Origin of the sequence: Colwellia sp. C1TZA3, assembly GCF_007954265.1 — a bacterium.
In the GTDB taxonomy this organism is placed as follows: Bacteria; Pseudomonadota; Gammaproteobacteria; order Enterobacterales; family Alteromonadaceae; genus Cognaticolwellia.
On record NZ_VOLS01000047.1, the window covers coordinates 12164 to 31473 of the forward strand.

The window sequence follows — 19310 nt, forward strand, 5'->3', positions numbered from 1 at the left end:
CTATAATTTTATTGAAAAAGTGACTGGCTACTCTGTCCCGATCGTTGCAAATGTTTTATTCCACATGTCCCTAACTTTCTGTTTTTGTTTAGCGCTACAGACTAATATTTCGTCAACAGTTATCGTATAAAACCCGTCATCATTTAACAGTTTATCCAGATAAGCTTCGCCATGAGTTACTCCGTCTTTTACATCAATCAACGCATCAGCTACATTATAATCTTCTAATAAGCACAAATACTTATGACTCCACCCAGTTGCAACGACTGGTATGCCCTGACTTAAGGCACTCACTAAGCCATGAAATCGCGAACTAACAACTACTTTTGACTGTCCTATTACCCATTTTATTTTCAATGGGTCTACTGGCTCTATAACGTCAAGCACAAAACTCACTCGTTCAACGATCTTTTTAGCCAATTCACGGTCTGCTTTCCCCTCATGAATTAACAGAAACGGTTTTTTTCCTTGCATATGGCTAAAATCAACCAAATGAACCATCAAATTAATATAGTCGTTACCGCTATCCGTTTTCTCCAGCATTTTTGAATTAGGTATAAAGCAAGTTTCATACATTTCTGTATCAAAATCATTCCACACATTTCCAACAACTAAGTTAGTGAAGTCTGGACATAATTCTAATTGAGTTCCCCCAACTAAGGATTGACAATATTCGAATGATTTTGGATCTCTTGCAAACACAAGATCTGATTGGCTCATAATATTTTCAGCCGCTTTTTTAGTATCTATATTCTCAAAAGGACCAAAGGCTTGTGGTAAAAGAACTACTTTGACACCACGTTTTTTAAGTGACTTTATAGTCGTACCCAAGCGATAATTGACTAAGTGTGGTCCCCATTGATCGCCATAAGAAAAACCTGAGGCATCCAGTACAACATCAATATCTTTGGCTCGAATAATGCCAAAAACTTTAAGGAACTTCTTAGGTAATAAGCCTATCAGTGCGCCGATATTTAGGCCGAATTTATTAACTCTCGCTTTTTGAAAAAGGCCATGACTCGCCCTCAGCTTATAATCACCATAAGGCTCAACAGAAAATTGAGCAGCAACACCGCGTTGGTCAAATTGCTGGATAATAGCAGCGAGCATTAGTTCTGCACCTTTATTAGGAAAACCTATTCCTTTAACTTCAACTTTTAATTCTTTCATGATTTATATTTCTCTAAAGATGTTCTTAACAGTGTTAATGGTTTTTTTGAAGAGTATGGGATCATTCCAGTAGGCTTAGCATAGCCAACACTAATCATCATAATGACCCGTTTATGAACAGGCAGAGGAATTATTTTGTGCAATTCCTTTTCTTTAGTTTCATTTTCAGGCCAATTAATCGGGCATGAACTCAAGCCCAAAGTTTCCAGTGCCAACATAAATTGCATACTAGCTAATGCAGAATCGATGTAAATAACATGACGATCGGCCTCTTTTGGGTAACAAGAAAGATCACCAATAACAACGATAATACATGGTACTTGATTAGAAAATCCAGCGGTTCCTGCTGGCATAGCAGCTACCGTAGGTGCTTTTTGATTATCATTCAATACGAGAAATTCGAATGGTTGACGGTTACACGCGCTTGGTGCGGTCCGTGCCGCCTCTAATGCTTTATTTATTAAGTTATCAGGGACAAGCTCAGGTTCATACCAACGAACAGATCTACGCTGTAAGCACAGCTTTGTGAACTCATCATAGTTTAATTCAGAAAAAACACTGTCAGCCCGCGCAAAAGGTACAAATTTAATATTATCATTAATCTTATTTTTAACTTGAACTTCTTTATATTTTTTTCTTGCTAAATCAATGGTTTCACTACCCTCCACGTTTAGGAAATATAATGACAGCACATCAGTAGCCCATTTAAGCTCTTCATCGCAAATCCTCCCTGTTGTTAACACTGTGCTATACAAGTCAATCGTTTCTATTATATAAGCTTCAGCAAAAACAGGTCTGCGAGGCCTCATAATCAGACCTTTTTCGAGTCTGTGAATATTCCTTCTAAGTTGGGGGCTGGAATCAAGTGGCAATTTACTTCGTTTGTCAAAAACAACACGGCCAGTTAAGACCGCTTTCTGTTCCACTCTAAAGTTTCGATTAAATAATAAATAATAAAGGCTACTAAGTAGATAAGAAGAACTCATCATTGAAAGCACTTGGTTATTTATTGATTTCTTAACTTTACGTATAAAAATACGGGTTTCAATTGGAATGATTTTTTTAAGCAGAGCTTTCATGTTTATATTTACTCAATAGGAATGACTTGTACAACCGAATTACTGTAACTGGCAACAATAAACTTTTGCTCATAATAATGAAAAAGGGACGAGTTTTTTTAGGAATAGCGATAACTAAGTATGAGCCTACAATATAACTTAGCAATGTTGACCATGCAGCCCCCATTGCACCAAAATCAGGAATTAATAACAAATTAAGGATTACATTAATTATTGCCGCAGTTCCGTGAGTGATTAATGAGAATTTATAGGCTGACTCATTAATAATCCACTTGCTGAATAATGCTCGCATAAACACTATGACAGCAGCCCACATATGCACAACTAACACACTAGCTGCAGCCTCGTACTCCTGCCCATAAAGCAAAGAAATCAATGGCTTGGCAAAGAAATACATCACTACAGACAATGATAATGCAGTGATAAATAACCAATCGCACAACCACTGTAACCTTTGCTGATATAGCACGCTGCTTTTTTGCCTCAATTTTATGAGTGATGAAAAATAAGAGGCAGCAATTGCCGTGGGGAAAAAATACCACACTTCAGACAAGCGCACTGCAACAGAGTAAATTCCAAGTTCAGTGTTACCAATCATTTCAGCAATCATTAACTGATCTATTTTCAAACAGATCACTGAAGCTATTGCTGAAAATATGAGCCACCAAGATCGCTTCAATAAAGCAAGTCCATAAGTGAGATCAACAGACCATTTGGGGTTTTTCGATCCTCTTAACGAGAGTTTGTAAGCAATAGAATAACCGGTAGCCATGATTAGTGGTTCAATCATAAAAACTATTAAAAGATAATTAAATGATTTTCCTGTCACCACAAGCCACAATTTAATTACTGAAAAAACTATAATTGTACTGACTCTAACCACTACTGAATACTTAGATAACACCTTAGCCTGAAACCAGTAATCAAAGAGATATAACACCGATGAACAACCCACTAATGCGGCACCGATCAATAAAGTAGGATCTACAGCAGTTAATAGCTCACTTTTTGCCAACACCGTCACAATAACAACACTAAGAAGAGCACCAAAAAGTCGAAGCAATAAGCAAGTCCCTATAATGGTTCCCTTATCTCTCTCGCCTGCTACTATTTCCTTGATAAAAATCGCATTGATACCTAAGGGTGATATGATGATGACAATATTGATAAACACTAACAGATAACTTAGTTGACCAAATAATTCAGGTCCCACACTTCTGGCGATAACAATATTAACCAGTACTAAAACAAACATTGTGACTATTTTTTCTAAAAACAGCCAAATAACATTCTTAGTTTCAGCAGTAAATTTTCTATTTAGCAAACCGTAATCACCTTACTGGTAAATTTTTCCAAATTCCTTTGGTATCTATTACTATCGTTGACTTAGGAATCACAAAGTTCTCTTTAAAAATAGAATGATCCACCAGTAAAACAGCTATGTCCGTATCTTGAATTGCTTTATGAAATTCTGTTAAGCGAGAATTCACAGCTACAGATTCAGGTAAAATTTTAATATTAGGCTCAACAAACAGCACGGTAGCTGGATGGCTTTTAGCTATTGAATTGGCAATAAATAACGACGGACTTTCGCGTAAATCATCGATATCCGGTTTGAAAGCAAGACCAAAGCAACCAATGGTGATGTCTGTCGCGTTTTTATTGGGATTAGTTTGCAGGAAGTCTGCGATAGCCAATTTTACTTTATTAATAACCCACTCTGGTTTAGCATCATTCACTTTACGCGCAGTATGAATCAATTTTGCATGCTCCGGTGTTTTAGACACAATAAACCATGGGTCTACAGCAATACAATGCCCACCCACTCCTGGTCCTGGCTGTAATATATTAATTCTTGGATGACGATTAGCTAAAGAAATGAGTTCCCATACATCAATATCTAATTTATCACAAATCATTGATAATTCATTCGCAAAGGCTATCTGTACATCCCGGCAACTGTTTTCAGTCAACTTTGCCATTTCAGCAGTACGGGCATTTGTAATAACACAGTCACCTTTTACAAAGCATTTATATAATTCTACTGCAGCTTTTGAACATTTATTTGTTAAACCACCTATAACTCGATCGTTTTCAACAAGTTCCCTAACAACATGGCCTGGTAACACTCGTTCCGGGCAGTGAGCAATACGGATATCAGAATTTTCACCGCTCGTTTGAGGAAACGTTAAATCGGTTCTTTCTTGTGCCAGCCACTCGGCCATCTGTTCGGTAGCGCCTACAGGAGAGGTCGACTCGAGAATAACCAAGTCACCTTTTTTAAGTACGGGGGCAATTGCTTTTGCTGCTGATTCTATATACTTAAGATCAGGGTTTGGAATATCCCCTTCATTTTCAATAGATAAAAATGGTGTTGGTACGGCAATTAAAAAAGCGTCTGCAGGTTCTGGCATGGTTGTAGCCCGAAGGAAACCTTCACTAACTGCTTCATGAACTAGCATATCTAGATCAGGTTCAACAATATGAATTTCGCCTTTATTGATCGTATCTACTGCATGTTGATTAACATCAACACCTATAACTTTCTTTTTACAAGAGGCAAACATGGCTGCAGTCGGTAAACCGATATAACCAAGCCCAATAACTGAAATTGTTTCAAATGACATAATAAGTTCTTTTAAATTATTTTATAGAAAGTGCTTTTAAAACGTATCCAAGATACGTGCGCAGGCCTTACCATCACCATAAGGGTTATGGGCAAAGCTCATGGTTTTATAGGCATTTTCGTTTGACAATAATGTAGTAAGTTCAGACACTATCGTTTGAACTTGTGTACCTACTAATTTAACTGTACCCGCATCAACGGCTTCTGGTCGTTCAGTAGTATCGCGCATAACAAGCACTGGTTTACCTAGTGAAGGTGCTTCTTCTTGAATACCACCTGAATCAGTTAAAAGAACATAGGCTCTATTCATTAAATAGACAAAAGGTAAATAGTCTAACGGCTCTATGAGGAATACATTATTTAAATCTGCAAGTAATCGATTTACCGGTTCACGTACATTGGGGTTTAAATGCATAGGGTAAACAAACTCTACATCTGGGAATGCTTTAGCCATTTGAGAAATTGCTTCACAAATTCGCTCAAACCCACCGCCAAAACTTTCACGGCGATGCCCAGTGATCAGCACAAGACGTTTATTACCATCAAGAAAATCGAATTGTACTTCTAATGAAGATTTCAATTCAACATTCGTTTCAAGCTTTTCTATTACGTCATATAATGCATCGATAACCGTATTACCGGTTATTATAATTTTTTCGGGTGCAACATTCTCTTTCAGCAAATTTTGCTTTGAAATTTCGGTTGGAGCAAAATGTAAGTCAGCAATTGCACTTGTCAATTTTCGATTGCCCTCTTCTGGCCAAGGCGAATAAATATTGCCGGTACGAAGTCCTGCTTCTACATGCCCAACTTTAACCTGTTGATAATAGGCGGCTAACGTAGTTGAAAGCGTGGTGGCAGTGTCACCATGTACTAACACATAATCAGGTTTGAATTCTGCCAACACAGGCTTTAAGCCTTGTAATATTCCACAGGTAATATCGGTCAAATCTTGACCTGGCTTCATTAAATTCAAGTCATAGTCTGGTGTAATTTCAAACAACTCTAACACTTGGTCTAACATTTCTCGATGTTGAGCCGTTACACAAACTTTTGCTTCAAATCTTTCATCTGCAGTAAGGGCATGAACCAATGGTGCCATTTTTATTGCTTCTGGACGCGTGCCAAAAACGGTTAATATACGTTTTTTTGTCATGAAAATTTATACTCAAATATCAATGCCGTATTACCGACCTAAAAATGGCTATAAGCAATGGCTATAGCACTGGTAAAATCTAATACTAATCAGTTAGTCTATTCATTATACTTCCAGCTAAAATGTCGGGCATATTTATTATAAAGAATAAATATCACCACAAATAAACCCAACTCTATACTTTCAGCTACTTGATAATATTCACCCAAAACACCTAGTAAAGACATAAGTGCGGCAAATATTGAAATAACAATTAATGTTTGGCGTGAAGACAAACCCGCACGCTGTAATATGTGATGTAAATGATCTCTGTCAGGCTTAAACGGTGATTTTCCTTTGCGGTAGCGGCGTATCACAATTGCTAGCATATCCATTAAAGGTACGGCGCATATCCATAAGGCGGTTACTGGTCTAAATGATGGGGTATCACCTTGGGTGCCCATGGTTAGCAACCATATAACGCTTAAACCGATAAACATACTGCCGGCATCGCCCATAAATATTTTCTTGGTGTATTTTTTGAAGAAACCCAAGTTGTACATCATGTAGGGTAATATTGCCGTCGCTAAAATCAGCGGGTAGGTTAAATAGTTCTGATTACCACTGATTAAAAACAATATCGCAATAGCGGTAAAGGTATTTAAACTTAAGCTGCCAATTAATCCGTCAATACCGTCAACCATGTTATAAGCATTTATAACGACAATAATGGCAAAATAGGTAAATATAATACCTAGAGGGCCTAACTCAATATTACCAAAGCCAAATAAGTTACCCAAATTGGCAATGTAACCGCCTACGCCGTAGATCATTAAACTGGCAATGATAACTTGCCCTACAATACGAATGCGCACTTTAAGGTCGTATCTATCGTCTAATGCACCGATAAATACCATCATCGCAGAAGCAATAAGGTACATACGCAGTTCTAAGGTATTTGGCAGCCATATCAAGCTTGCAGCTAACACCGCGGCAAATATTGAAATACCACCAATAAGAGGAACTTGGCCATTGTGGTGTTTTCTTGCATTGGGTTTGTCTACTAAGCCAAGATCAACCGCAATGGGTTTAAATACCTTGATGGCGATAAAGGCAAAACAAAAGGCAGTTAAAGCAGCAATTATCATCTAAATTTACTCCTGTTTACCTAGTGTTTGGTTTGAATTTGTTGAAGGTTCTTGCTGGGTTGAAACACGTTCTGATTTATCAGTAATTAACGGATCATTACTTAAGTTAGTAGTTGTAGCTTTTTTAGAAAAGTAACGAATTAAAACAATTAGTACTGACAAGATCCCACCTAACATAGTGCCAAGTACTACAATTAAGGCTCGTTTAGGTTTAGCTTTTTCTTCTGGGGCATTAGCTGGGTCAATGGTTTTTAAAACATATTCTTTCGAGACTTCAGCCAACATAATGGTTTTAGTTTGTTGTTCGATTAGCTGGTAAAACACTGTTTGCATATCGGCTAATTGTGTTTCTTGCAGTTTTCCCGTTAAATAATCGATACTATCTTGTGCTTCTATTTTATCTTGTTCACGCATGGTCTCGTTGATGTCATTAACCAACCACTTTAACCACTGCGTGGCGACTTCAGGTGAGTAGTGTTCAATGGCTAGTGTGACCATGCCGCTTTCTTTATCAGTAGTTACTGATAAAATTTCTTTAAAGGCCACGTATGCTTCCCATAAGGAAGGTTTAGGTTGCTTAGGCGCTTTAACTTCTCTTAACCATGTTTTAGTTTTTGGATTATAAATTTCATCATCAAATACTAAGGTATTGTTGTTAATGTCCCAATTGTTAGTTGCCATGAGCGGCACTAGTAACTGGTGTTTATTAATGAAATTTTCAATAAAAAATCGTGATTTTAATACTTCAAGTGCAAGGCCTGTTTTGTCAGTGCCGCCACCGCCAAGGTTAATACCGGCTAAGCTAGCCAAACCGCCAAACTGCCCAGCCATTTTAGCTAAACCGCTCGCGCCGCCTTGCTCACTTGCTGGAGATAATAGGGTGGTAGCTTTATATATATTGGGTTGATTAATCGCATAGAGTATTGATGAGATTGCGAAAAAAGCACTGATAGCAATAATCAAAATTTTGCCTGACCAAATAGCATGCCAAAGTTCTGCTAGATCAATTTCGTCGTCTTCGGGGAGTTGTTGCTGCTGCTGATAAATTTTTTTTGAATTCATTGCTTCGACTTCATGTGAAGTACCTCCATGCAATTCATGACTTTTCAGCACAGATTGCATCTAAGTACACTTTAATGATAATTCCTATGGGTATTTAAACTAAAGCTTAACCTTAAATACCCAAGTGAAAGCGCATTATAACAAGGTATTTATAATTTTTAATAGTTGTTTATTGCTTTTATGTAAATTACTCTTTAATTTGTTTATTCGCTGTGCAGTTGACAGACTGAAGTCCGACAAATGCTTTCAGCTACGAGCTTAATTTTGCAGCTTAACCTTTTGGATTAAAGGCTACTCTACAATTTTACCTGTATTAACCATATCAGCGGGTTAAGTAATTTACTTAGTCAAGAATTTGATATACCACGGCATTGCTTTATTTATGCCTTGTTCAATGCGGTATGCTGGCTGATAGCCGATAAGTTCTCTTGCCTTTGATATGTCAGCTTGAGAATGGCGCACGTCTCCAACTCTAAAGTCTTGGTATATTGCGGTTTTAGTATAGCTAACGTCATTGGTGTTTAATGCCGAAACTAAGCTTGAAAATAATTCATTAAGTGTTGTTCTATCGCCTAGTGCAACGTTATACACTTGGTTTTTACCTTGTTCATTAGCTGTTGCCGCTAATATATTGGCTTGTACGGCATTTTCTATAAAACAAAAATCACGACTGGTTTCACCATCACCATTAATAAATAAGTCTTGGTTTTCTATCATCGCCGCGGTCCATTTAGGAATAACCGCAGCGTAGGCTCCATCAGGGTCTTGGCGTTTACCAAATACATTGAAATAGCGTAACCCTGTAGCATTTAAGCCATAAGTTTTATTAAATACATCGGCATAAAGTTCATTAACATATTTGGTCACGGCATAAGGTGATAATGGCTTACCAATGTTTGCTTCAACTTTTGGTAATGCGGGGTGATCGCCATAAGTAGAACTTGATGCGGCATAAACAAAAGTCGCTACTTTTGCGTCCTTGGCTGCGGTTAGCATATTAACAAAGCCCGTAATATTGGCAGCGTTTGTTAAAATAGGATCCGCGATAGAGCGAGGAACAGAGCCAAGTGCCGCTTGATGTAACACATAGTCAACACAAAGGTTGTTAATGGTTAAAGCTTGCTGACAGTCCTCAAAATTTCTAATATCGCCTTTAATGAAGGTAAAGTTATGCCATTGCTTAGCTGAAACCTCAGACTGCACTTCGTCTAAGTTACGTTGATGGCCAGTGGCAAAGTTGTCTAAACCGATAACTTTTTGGTTTAATAATAATAATGTTTCTAGCAGATTTGAGCCGATAAAACCTGCTACACCAGTAACAAGCCAAACTTTTGGTGCTAGATTAAGCTGCTTTTGTACTTCTTCATACTTTGACATTATTACTTCCATTTAGTTTTGAATATTAATTTTTTTATCGGCATAGGGAGTGGAAGTCCACACAGATGATAATTTTAAAAAGAAACTTTCATTTTGCTGACTATTTTGCTTTTTAACATCACATTATATGTTCGCTGAGCGGTTGACGGACTAAAGTCCGACCTACAAAAACAATTACCTAACGTTACATTATCACCCGTAGGCTTTATCTCATCTCGTTATGTGATCGCTTTACGGTTGACGGACTAAAGTCCGACCTACAAAACAATTGCCTAACGTTACATTATCACCCGTAGGCTCGATGTAGGTTGGACTTTAGTCCATCAGTTTTTAAAAGACAGCTCTCAGTTTAAAGTTTTGAGCTGTCAGCTATAAAAACAGCTGTCAGTTTATTTTTCTGTTTGGCTTTATTTCACTGCGTTTTTTATTCGCTGTACGTTTAACGGACTGAAGTCTGGCCTACAAGTTAGACTGCATTGCTGATTTAATCGCTATGCTATAAGCGCATGTCTACTGACTCTTTTGGTAATATATATTTTAGGTCATAAAGTACATGGTGTTGCTTGCCTAGTTTGCGAATTTCGTCAACACCTAAGCACTTGAATTGGTTATGTGCTACCGCCAGAATAATAGCATCGTAATAGCCCGCTTCGGGTTTTGCTGTCAGGCTTAAATTATATTCGTGCTCGGCTTGTTCACTTGAACACCAAGGGTCAGTAATATCAACATTCATGTTGTATTCTTTAAGTTCGCTAACAATATCAACAATTTTGGTGTTGCGTAAATCAGGACAGTTTTCTTTAAAGGTAAGGCCCATGATCAACACATTAGCGCCTTCGACCTGAATACGTTTATGCAGCATGTTTTTTACTAATTGAGAGACAACATAAGCGCCCATGCCGTCATTTAACCGTCGACCAGCGAGAATCATTTCAGGATGGTAACCTACTGACTGCGCTTTATGTGTTAAATAGTAAGGATCAACCCCAATACAGTGACCGCCCACTAAACCTGGGCGAAAAGGTAAAAAGTTCCATTTTGTGCCCGCAGCTTCTAACACTTCTAAGGTGTCGATATTGAGTTTGTTAAATATAATAGACAGCTCGTTAATTAAGGCAATGTTAACGTCGCGTTGTGTGTTTTCAATGACTTTTGCTGCTTCGGCAACTTTAATTGAACTCGCCTTATAGGTGCCCGCGATGATAATAGAGCGATATAAGTTATCAACAATTGTGGCTATTTCAGGCGTTGAGCCAGAAGTAACTTTTAAAATATTGGTGACTCTGTGCTCTTTGTCACCCGGATTAATACGTTCAGGTGAGTAACCTGCGTAAAAGTCTTTATTGAACACTAAACCCGATGACTTTTCGATTACGGGGATACAAGCTTCTTCAGTCGCACCGGGGTAAACTGTCGACTCATAGATAATAATGTCGTTTTTACTGACTACTTTACCTAGCATTTCACTGGCTTTAAGTAATGGCGTTAAATCGGGCTGTTTATGCTGATCGATAGGTGTTGGTACGGTAACAATATAGACGTTGGCGTTTTTCAAATCATCAGGTTGGCAAGAATAACTGAGATTTGTTGTTTCAGCTAATTCTTCATCACTAACTTCAAGGGTACTGTCTGTGCCATTATTTAATTCGGTAATACGGGCTTGATTGATATCAAACCCCAAGGTTTGATATTTTTTGCCAAACTCTACTGCCAGTGGTAAACCAACATAGCCTAAGCCTATTACGGCTATTTTTACATCATTTAAATCACGTATCATTTTGCGAGTCCTTTGCCTTAATAGCGGTTATTAAAGAAGTTAAAGTTAATAGCTGTCTGTAAAGTAGCTTTCAGCTGTTAGTAAAGTAAAGCTTTCCATTTTAAGTGTACTTGTCGGTTGAACTTTTGCCCATAAAGTTATGTGTTCTTTGTCAGGTTAACGGACTGAAGTCCGACCTACAAAATAATTGTCTAACGCTACATTATCACCCATAGGCTCAATGTAGATAGACTTTAGTCCATCAGGTTTTAAAAGCAGCTGTCAGTTTAATAATTTTTAACTGTCAGTTATAAAAAAAGCTATCAGTTTGAATTTTTAAGCTGTTAGCTATAAAAGCTACTTTCAGTTTATTTTTCTGTTTGGCTTTACCCTACTGCGTTTTGTATTCGCTGTATGGTTGACGGACTGAAGTCCGACCTACAAAACAATCGCTTAAATTTACATTATCCCCTGTAGGCTTGATTTAGGTTGGACTTTAGTCCATCAAGTTAAATGAAATTTAACCATCTTCGACATAAATGCAAATGAAAAGATAATGCGCTGTAGATGTTTGTTGGCACATCTGGTTAATCGCCCGCTTTACGGTTGACGGACTAAAGTCCGACCTACAAAAACAATTGCCTAACGCTGCATTATCACCTGTCGGCTTTATCTCATTTCGTTATGTGATCGCTTTACGGTTGACGGACTGAAGTCCGACCTACAAAAACAATTACCTAACGTTATATTATCACCCGTAGGCTCTATCTCATCTCGTTATGTGTTCGCTTTACGGTTGACGGACTGAAGTCCGACCTACAGGTTAAATAATTAAATTCCACTTATTGCTGCAATTGCTACAGCCGAATTATAAATAATTTGTGTGGCTGTTGACCATAATGTTAGGTCACTCATATATTCAGCATCGAGCGGCACTACAATGGTATCACCCGGTTTTAATGCAGAATCTGCTGCGCCAGAAAACCAGTTACTTTCTTCAAGCATGTTAATACTGCCACTTGCCGAGATAACGTAAATACGCTCTTCATCAGCACGTTTTTTAATGCCGCCACTTTGCGCGATATAGTCTTCAGTCGACATTGCATTATTATATAAATGTGATGAGCCTACTTGAACTTGACCAATAACATTAATTGAGTTTTTCTTAGTCGGCACATAAAGTACGTCTCCGCCTTCTAGCAACACTTCATAGCTATTTGAAGCCATTAAACTAGGCAGGTTAATCACTAAACGCCCTACTGGTTCTAGGTCTGTAATATCGGCAAGTAGTTTTTGGGCATCGTCGTAAGATGTTGACATACCTTGGTCGCTTAACGATTTAGAAGCCATTTCAATACGTAGATCACCAGCAAGCTTAATCAGATTTTGCTTTTCTAGTGCTTTTAACTTTGTACGGGTAAATACTGACGCGTCAGGGTGAGCATATTTTGTTAAACCGCCAGCTTTGTTAACTAAGTCAGCCAAGGTTTCACCACGACGAATGGTATATTTGCCTGGAAAGACAAACTCACCACGTAATTCAACCACATGATTTTCGCTCCAGGCGGGAATTTTGTGCACGTTCAATCGATCTTTGCTTTGCAAAGCAATATCGAAATTTTTATCTCCCTTCAACGCTAAGCCTAAGTCGACATCTAATGAAATTTTTGTCGCACCTTCTAAAGTAAGCGTATTACGAGTAACTTCTGCTCGCGCTAAATAAGCAGATTCTTTCACGCCACCAGCAGCGGCTAATAAGTCACTCACTTTTGCGTTTTTCGCTAACGGATAAACACCAGGAAATTTAACTTGACCGTCTACCTCAATAAGTTGAATAGGTTGGCCAGAAGCACCCTGTTGACGTAACTTTCTCAGCACTGGCGCTAACAGGCGAGGACGAGAAAACAAGCCCATTTCACGAATATCAATTTCGCTATCTAAGCTACCATTAGTCATCTGCACTAACGATTGATTGGCTAAACGTTCTGCTTCTTCAATTTGATCAGTGCCTGTATATTGTGATGAACTACCGCCATACTTTTTCCAAAATAATTTTTCTTTATGCAAGTTTTTAGCCTGCTGCCGTTCTTTAGCAAAGAGTTGCTCTTGGGTAAAGGCTAATTGGTCTAACGAAACTTTTTCATCCATCTGTTTAGTGACATTAGCGAATATCAATAGTTTGTCGTTAGGCAATAGGATTAGGTTGTCTGTTGGATTTGCTATTGACTTGTTAAGCGCGTTCGCTAAATTAAATTGTAAAACTTTAATATTTCTAGCTTTGTCTTTTTGGCGCACAATTAAGCCATAACTTAAATCAGCAGAAGGCAATATATGAGAATCTAAACTTGGCAATAAATCAGCCACTTTAAGGCCTTGTTGCCATTGATATTTTCCAGGCCGTGTAACGGCGCCGATGACAGTAATCGACTGTTCATACATGCCTGAGCTTTCTAACACACGAATGTAGTCACCACTTTTCAGTAATTGTTTACGCGCTTTACTGTCGGTTAGGTCAATGTTGATGATGTTACGTAGACTGTGCTGGTTGTAACGTTCTACCATGGTTGATTGCGGATAAGCCGATGGTAGTAAGCCACCAGCCATTTCAATAATTTGATTAAAATCATCACCAGCTTTTAATTCGTATATAGCCGGACGCCTTACTTCACCGAGTATTGAAACACTTTCACTTTGTGTCGGGATGAAAACCACATCACCAGATTGCAGTAAAATATCATCTGAAGAGTCACCGCGTATTAATAGATCATATAAATCAACAATTTGAACTACTTTACCGGCACGTTTTACTTCAATATTACGTAGTGAGCCAATATCGCTAACACCGCCAGCAGCAAAAATAGCGTGCGTAACACTTGAAAGAGAACTAAGAACGTAAGGACCTGGTTTGTAAGCGTCACCTAAAACAAAAATACGCATAGAACGTAATTCAGCTAAGCTGACCACCGCATTTACACCTATGATGCGTTGTTGAATTTTTTCGGCTAGAAATTTTTTCATCTCACCAAACGCTAAACCAACAACTTTCACTGGTCCAACATCAGGAATAAGTATATTACCCTCTCGCGTTATCGGCAGGATGTATTCAGCATTTTCTTTACCGTATATTTGTATCGATAATTGGTCGCCAACGCCTAAGATATAATGTTTAGGAATGGCGATGTCCATGGTCGGGGTAAAGGTGCTGGGCGCATTGGCAAAAACGTCCATACCAAATCTTGTTAGTGGCTTAAACAGTTCAGTATCGTTTTCAAACACGGTAACATCTTCTTGCTCTACTATCTCATTTTCAGCTATAGGTCTTGGCGTGATGGGAGTAGAAGATAATTGTGTTTGTTGGTTACTACCGGCTATTTGCCCCATAACCGTATTTAAATCAACACCCATGCTTTGCGCTAATGCCTGCTGCTGAGATTTAGGTAAGTTTTTAAATTGCTCTATTTGCTGCTGGCTAATTTGCGCCGCTATAGTACTAAAAGAGAATGTAAAAACGACGAGAAGGCTTGTCAGTTGACGAATAAAGTGCATCATTGGCGCGTATTTTTTCCTATATACGAGGGATATAACTTAGATCTAAAGTTAAACAGCATAAAGTTTATCAGTAAGTGTACTTTGATTACAGTAACTTTTTTAACACATTATATTTTCCATTAATCATTAAGCTAGAAGAGATAGCTATCTGTAAAATAGCTGTCAGCTTTCAGTTTAAATAAATAGAAAAGACAGCTGATAACTTAAGCTGACAGTTAATAGCTATCTCTTCAAGTTTATAACACTTTTAATCGGTATGGCTGACATACTGAGTGCGCTCTACAAGTGCCCTTTAGCTTTAACATTTGCTTTTTGATCTAAGTGTATTGGTGTGAAATTTAATAGACTTGGTATAACTTTACATTTATTGATTTAAAGATTAACTCTACATACTTGCCTTTCGATGCCAGCAAAGGTATAAAGCGGGTTGATTAATAAAACTTTTAATTCATCTAAACACGTTCAACCCGATATATATTCATGTTGAAACAAGAATAATTTTAAGTCGTGTTTGGTATTACTTATCGAGGATTTTATATGAGCACCCCAAATTCAGAGGCTTTTTATGGCCATCCAGGCGGGTTGAAAACACTTTTCGTCACAGAAATGTGGGAACGCATGAGCTATTACGGCATGCGCGCATTGCTTGTTCTTTTTATGACAGCAACCTTACAAGAAGGCGGCTTGGCACTAACGATTGCATCAGCAACCGCTATTTATGGTTTGTATACCGGTACCGTTTATTTTATGGGCTTACCCGGCGGTTGGATAGCAGATAGATTATTGGGCGGGCAAAGAGCGGTTTGGTATGGTGGCATTATTATCATGCTAGGCCACATAGTTTTAGCTATCCCAAATGACAAAACATTCTTTATTGGTTTGATCTTAGTCATTTTAGGTACGGGGTTATTAAAGCCAAATATTGGTGCTATGGTTGGCCAATTATATAGTGAAAATGATAAACGCCGTGATAGTGGTTATGCTATTTATTACATGGGCATTAACTTAGGCTCTTTTATTGGTTATTTAGTTTGTGGTTATTTAGCTTCAGATTTTGGTTGGCATTATGCTTTTGGTGCTGCAGCAATAGGCATGGCAGCAGGCCTTATTCAATATAAAATTACTACACCAAAATTAGAAGGTGTTGGCGCAAAACCAGTTGCACCCTTATCAGCAAAAGGTCAACGTACGAGTTGGATAATTATAGCAGCTTCGCTTGTCGCGATTGCGGTAGTCACCGTCTTAACATTTGAAGGCATTGTGGTGATTGACCCCATTGCCACCGCACAATATGTTGCGATAGCATTTACTTTAATTTTTGTTGTTTATTATGCCATTATTTACTTTTTTAGTGACTTAACTGGCAATGAAAAGAAAAAACTTTGGGCGCTATTATTAATTTGTATTGCCTCAGCTTTTTTCTGGTCTGGCTTTGAACAAGCCGGCTCATCATTAAACTTATTTGCTCGTGATTACACTGACCGTATGGTAGGTTCTTTTGAAATTCCAACAGCATGGTTTCAGTTCTCTAATGCCATGTTTATTGTTTTGCTATCACCTTTTTTCGCCGCATTTTGGATTAAATTAGGTCAAAGAATGGTTACACCTGCATACGGCATTAAATGTGCTGTCGGGTTAATTATTATGGCAAGTGGCTTTATTGTGATGTTTTTTGCCGCGCAATACGCAGCAAGTGGCTTACAAGTTGCGCCCGGTTGGTTAATTACCACTTACTTTTTACACACAGTCGGTGAGTTATGCCTAAGTCCTATCGCCTTAAGTGCCGTCAGTAAATTATCACCAAGAAGATTCGCTGGCCAAATGATGGGTGTATTTGTTTTAACCTATTCAATTGGTAATATTATTTCTGGTTTGCTTGCTGGTAATTACGATCCAAACAACGTTGAACAAATTCCAGCGTTATATATTCAAATCAGTCTATTTAGTATTGGTATTGGTATTATTATTTTACTCGTCGGCTTGAAATCTAGATTCTGGGAAGCCCTAGAAACAGAAGCAGATGACACTTCATCGCCAGCTAAAGGTAAAAGCACAACATCTACTGCATAATTATTTTTGCATAATTAATAGTAAAAATAGCCAACTAAATGTTGGCTATTTTTTTGTCTATGAAAATATTTTTAAACTGTCAGTACAAGAAAGTAGCTGCCAGCTTTCAGTAAGATATAGAGTGCTAGTTGATACTTACTGGTTAATAGTTGAGCACGTTTTTTGTAGGTCGGACTTTAGTCCGTCAACCGTACAGCGAATATAAAACGTAGTAGGATAAAGTCAAACAGACAAGTAATATGAAAGCTGTCTTTTTATAGCTGACAGCTCAAAACTGTAAACTGCTAGCTGTCTTTTAAAACCTGATGGACTAAAGTCCAACCTACATCGAGCCTACGGGTGATAATATAAATTTAAGCGATTTTTTTTGTAGGTCGGACTTTAGTCCATCAACCATACAGCGAATATAAAACGTAGTAGGATAGAGCCAAACAGACAAGTAATATGACAGCTGTCTTTTTATAGCTGACAGCTCAAAACTGTAAACTGCTAGCTGCTAGCTGTCTTTTAAAACCTGATGGACTAAAGTCCAACCTACATCAAGCCTACAGGTGATAATATAAATTTAAGCGATTGTTTTGTAGGTCGGACTTTAGTCCGTCAACCGTACAGCGAATATAAAACGTAGTAGGATAAAGTCAAACAGACAAGTAATATGAAAGCTGTCTTTTAAAACCTGATGGACTAAAATCCAACCTACATCAAGCCTACGGGTGATAATATAAATTTAAGCGATTGTTTTTGTAGGTCGGACTTCAGTCCGTCAACCATACAGCGAATACAAAACGTAGTAAGGTAAAGCCAAACAGACAAATAAACTGAAAGTGGTTTTTCTTTAAAACTGACAGCTTAAAGCTTCGAACCGACCGCTGTTTTTATAACTGACAGCTTAAAACTTAAAATTGACAGCTTTTTTTATAACTGACAGCTGTTTTTAAAACCTAATGGACTAAAATTCAACCTAAATCGAGCCTACAGGTGATAATATAAATTTAAGCGATTGTTTTGTAGGTCGGACTTTAGTCCGTCAACTGTACAGCGAATATAAAACGTAATTGGCCAACAAACATCTGCAGCGCATTATTTTTTCGTTCGCATTGATGCCTCTACCCTACGGCAAACACATAACCTAATGAGAAAATGCTATTGATTATCTCTACACGCAATGAAATAAGAAAATTACTTAGAACTAAACGCCAAAGTCTTAGTGAGGTTGAGCAACAACAGTTCTCCAATGATTTACTTATTCAACTAACTACCCGTAAAGACATTATAGCGGCAAAAAACATTGCCCTTTATTTAGCAAATGACAGTGAGCTTGATGCTATGCCCTTTATAAAATGGTGTTGGCAGAATAACAAAAAAACATACTTACCTGTTATTCATCCTTTTAGTCATGGGCAGTTATTATTCCTCCATTATGATGAAAACAGTGTTATGAGAAAAAATAACTATGGCATTTTAGAACCTAAACTTGACGTTCGTTTGATTAAAGCTATTAACGAGATAGATATTATTTTTACCCCTTTGGTCGCGTTTGATCTAACAGGTAATCGTTTAGGTATGGGCGGCGGATTCTACGATAGAACCTTGTCGTCATGGTATCAGCAGTATTGCGATCAGAATCAAGGACTTGATGTTGCACAAAGCAAGTTAACAAGGCCTTACCCTATAGGCCTAGCGCACAACATTCAATTAATAGACGCTATTCCCGCACAATTGTGGGATATTCCATTACCTGAGATTATTACGCCAACAAAACAATATAAGTTTGATATTCATAATTAAACGCTAATTAAATTGATACTCTTGTTATAATGCCGACCATAGATAGAAGAGATAGCTGTAAGTTTTAAATTCTATGTAAATTTAGGCGCTGGTTTTGTAGGTCGGACTTTAGTCCGTCAACCTTACAGCGGGTGATTAACTTGATGATGCAACAGATATCTACAGCGCCTTATTTTTTGTTATCGCCTTTATGCGAAAACGGTTAAATTTAATTTAACTTGATGGACTAAAGTCCAACCTTGTATCTCTCTAGATAGAGTAATAAGCTATTATTTTATCACAAGAACTAAGAGAGTTTGAGTCCAACCTTAAAGCTTTGACTTTGGTATGTAGATAAAACCCTTAGTTCATTTTATCTTAAAAACTGGATGGTATCCAAGTGCCTTTCTAAGAAAGTGACACTGCATGAACAAGGGAAGCTACGAGATGAATTATGATATTGGCATTGACGTTGCTAAAGATAAATTTGATTGTCTTTGGTTAAAAGATATAAATTCACTGAAAATCAAAACGAAGGTTTTACCTAATTCAGAACAGGGTTTTCAGCAAT

At 37.8% G+C, this 19310-nt stretch carries 12 protein-coding genes; 2 read left to right on the forward strand and 10 right to left on the reverse strand.

Features of this window, described 5'->3' with window-relative positions:
* Positions 1–27: 27 nt before the first annotated feature.
* The 10 genes from ESZ39_RS13230 to ESZ39_RS13275 all read right to left on the reverse strand — a co-directional run bounded on the left by ESZ39_RS13230 (position 28) and on the right by ESZ39_RS13275 (position 14902).
* Positions 28–1170, reverse strand: a complete 1143-nt coding sequence (locus tag ESZ39_RS13230; RefSeq protein WP_146880377.1) for a polysaccharide pyruvyl transferase family protein — start codon at positions 1168–1170, stop codon at positions 28–30.
* Positions 1167–2249 carry a nitroreductase family protein gene (locus tag ESZ39_RS13235; protein WP_146880378.1) on the reverse strand — a complete coding sequence of 361 codons (1083 nt, stop codon included), beginning with the start codon at positions 2247–2249 and terminating at the stop codon, positions 1167–1169. The genes ESZ39_RS13230 and ESZ39_RS13235 overlap by 4 nt, the downstream gene beginning before the upstream one ends.
* Positions 2233–3573 (reverse strand): flippase, encoded by a 1341-nt coding sequence (locus tag ESZ39_RS13240; RefSeq protein WP_146880380.1) that lies wholly within the window; start codon positions 3571–3573, stop codon positions 2233–2235. The genes ESZ39_RS13235 and ESZ39_RS13240 overlap by 17 nt, the downstream gene beginning before the upstream one ends.
* A gap of 7 nt (positions 3574–3580) precedes the next feature.
* The gene (wecC, locus tag ESZ39_RS13245) at positions 3581–4876 is read right to left on the reverse strand and encodes a UDP-N-acetyl-D-mannosamine dehydrogenase (RefSeq protein WP_146880382.1); all 1296 of its coding nucleotides are present in this window, start codon (positions 4874–4876) and stop codon (positions 3581–3583) included.
* Between the two features lie 36 nt (positions 4877–4912).
* The gene (gene wecB, locus ESZ39_RS13250) at positions 4913–6031 is read right to left on the reverse strand and encodes a non-hydrolyzing UDP-N-acetylglucosamine 2-epimerase (RefSeq protein ID WP_146880383.1); all 1119 of its coding nucleotides are present in this window, start codon (positions 6029–6031) and stop codon (positions 4913–4915) included.
* 98 nt (positions 6032–6129) lie between these two features.
* Positions 6130–7158, reverse strand: a complete 1029-nt coding sequence (gene wecA / locus ESZ39_RS13255) for a UDP-N-acetylglucosamine--undecaprenyl-phosphate N-acetylglucosaminephosphotransferase (protein WP_146880384.1) — start codon at positions 7156–7158, stop codon at positions 6130–6132.
* Positions 7159–7164: 6 nt separating this feature from the next.
* Entirely contained in the window at positions 7165–8280 is a 1116-nt protein-coding gene (locus ESZ39_RS13260; protein ID WP_317615718.1) for a Wzz/FepE/Etk N-terminal domain-containing protein, read from the reverse strand.
* Between the two features lie 279 nt (positions 8281–8559).
* Positions 8560–9597, reverse strand: a complete 1038-nt coding sequence (locus ESZ39_RS13265) for an NAD-dependent epimerase/dehydratase family protein (RefSeq protein WP_146880385.1) — start codon at positions 9595–9597, stop codon at positions 8560–8562.
* A gap of 496 nt (positions 9598–10093) precedes the next feature.
* On the reverse strand, positions 10094–11374 hold the full coding sequence (gene tviB, locus ESZ39_RS13270) for a Vi polysaccharide biosynthesis UDP-N-acetylglucosamine C-6 dehydrogenase TviB (RefSeq protein WP_317615719.1): 1281 nt from the start codon (positions 11372–11374) through the stop codon (positions 10094–10096).
* 810 nt (positions 11375–12184) lie between these two features.
* Positions 12185–14902 carry an SLBB domain-containing protein gene (locus tag ESZ39_RS13275; protein WP_146880386.1) on the reverse strand — a complete coding sequence of 906 codons (2718 nt, stop codon included), beginning with the start codon at positions 14900–14902 and terminating at the stop codon, positions 12185–12187.
* Between the two features lie 537 nt (positions 14903–15439).
* On the opposite strand from ESZ39_RS13275, the gene ESZ39_RS13280 reads away from it, so the two are divergent.
* Together ESZ39_RS13280 and ESZ39_RS13285 are read left to right on the forward strand one after the other, a co-directional pair.
* Positions 15440–16972, forward strand: a complete 1533-nt coding sequence (locus ESZ39_RS13280; protein ID WP_146880387.1) for a peptide MFS transporter — start codon at positions 15440–15442, stop codon at positions 16970–16972.
* A gap of 1140 nt (positions 16973–18112) precedes the next feature.
* A complete protein-coding gene (locus tag ESZ39_RS13285; protein WP_146880388.1) occupies positions 18113–18760 on the forward strand; it encodes a 5-formyltetrahydrofolate cyclo-ligase in 648 nt (215 codons plus the stop codon).
* The last annotated feature ends 550 nt before the right edge of the window (positions 18761–19310 follow it).

Bases quoted from the DNA above. Each gene is read 5' to 3' on its own strand.
- ESZ39_RS13275 (WP_146880386.1), bottom strand. From the start codon at position 14,902: ATGATGCACTTTATTCGTCAACTGACAAGCCTTCTCGTCGTTTTTACA.
- ESZ39_RS13235 (WP_146880378.1), bottom strand. From the start codon at position 2,249: ATGAAAGCTCTGCTTAAAAAAATCATTCCAATTGAAACCCGTATTTTT.
- ESZ39_RS13230 (WP_146880377.1), bottom strand. From the start codon at position 1,170: ATGAAAGAATTAAAAGTTGAAGTTAAAGGAATAGGTTTTCCTAATAAA.
- ESZ39_RS13265 (WP_146880385.1), bottom strand. From the start codon at position 9,597: ATGTCAAAGTATGAAGAAGTACAAAAGCAGCTTAATCTAGCACCAAAA.
- wecB (WP_146880383.1), bottom strand. From the start codon at position 6,031: ATGACAAAAAAACGTATATTAACCGTTTTTGGCACGCGTCCAGAAGCA.
- ESZ39_RS13280 (WP_146880387.1), top strand. From the start codon at position 15,440: ATGAGCACCCCAAATTCAGAGGCTTTTTATGGCCATCCAGGCGGGTTG.
- ESZ39_RS13260 (WP_317615718.1), bottom strand. From the start codon at position 8,280: ATGCAATCTGTGCTGAAAAGTCATGAATTGCATGGAGGTACTTCACAT.
- wecC (WP_146880382.1), bottom strand. From the start codon at position 4,876: ATGTCATTTGAAACAATTTCAGTTATTGGGCTTGGTTATATCGGTTTA.
- ESZ39_RS13285 (WP_146880388.1), top strand. From the start codon at position 18,113: ATGCTATTGATTATCTCTACACGCAATGAAATAAGAAAATTACTTAGA.
- tviB (WP_317615719.1), bottom strand. From the start codon at position 11,374: ATGATACGTGATTTAAATGATGTAAAAATAGCCGTAATAGGCTTAGGC.
- wecA (WP_146880384.1), bottom strand. From the start codon at position 7,158: ATGATAATTGCTGCTTTAACTGCCTTTTGTTTTGCCTTTATCGCCATC.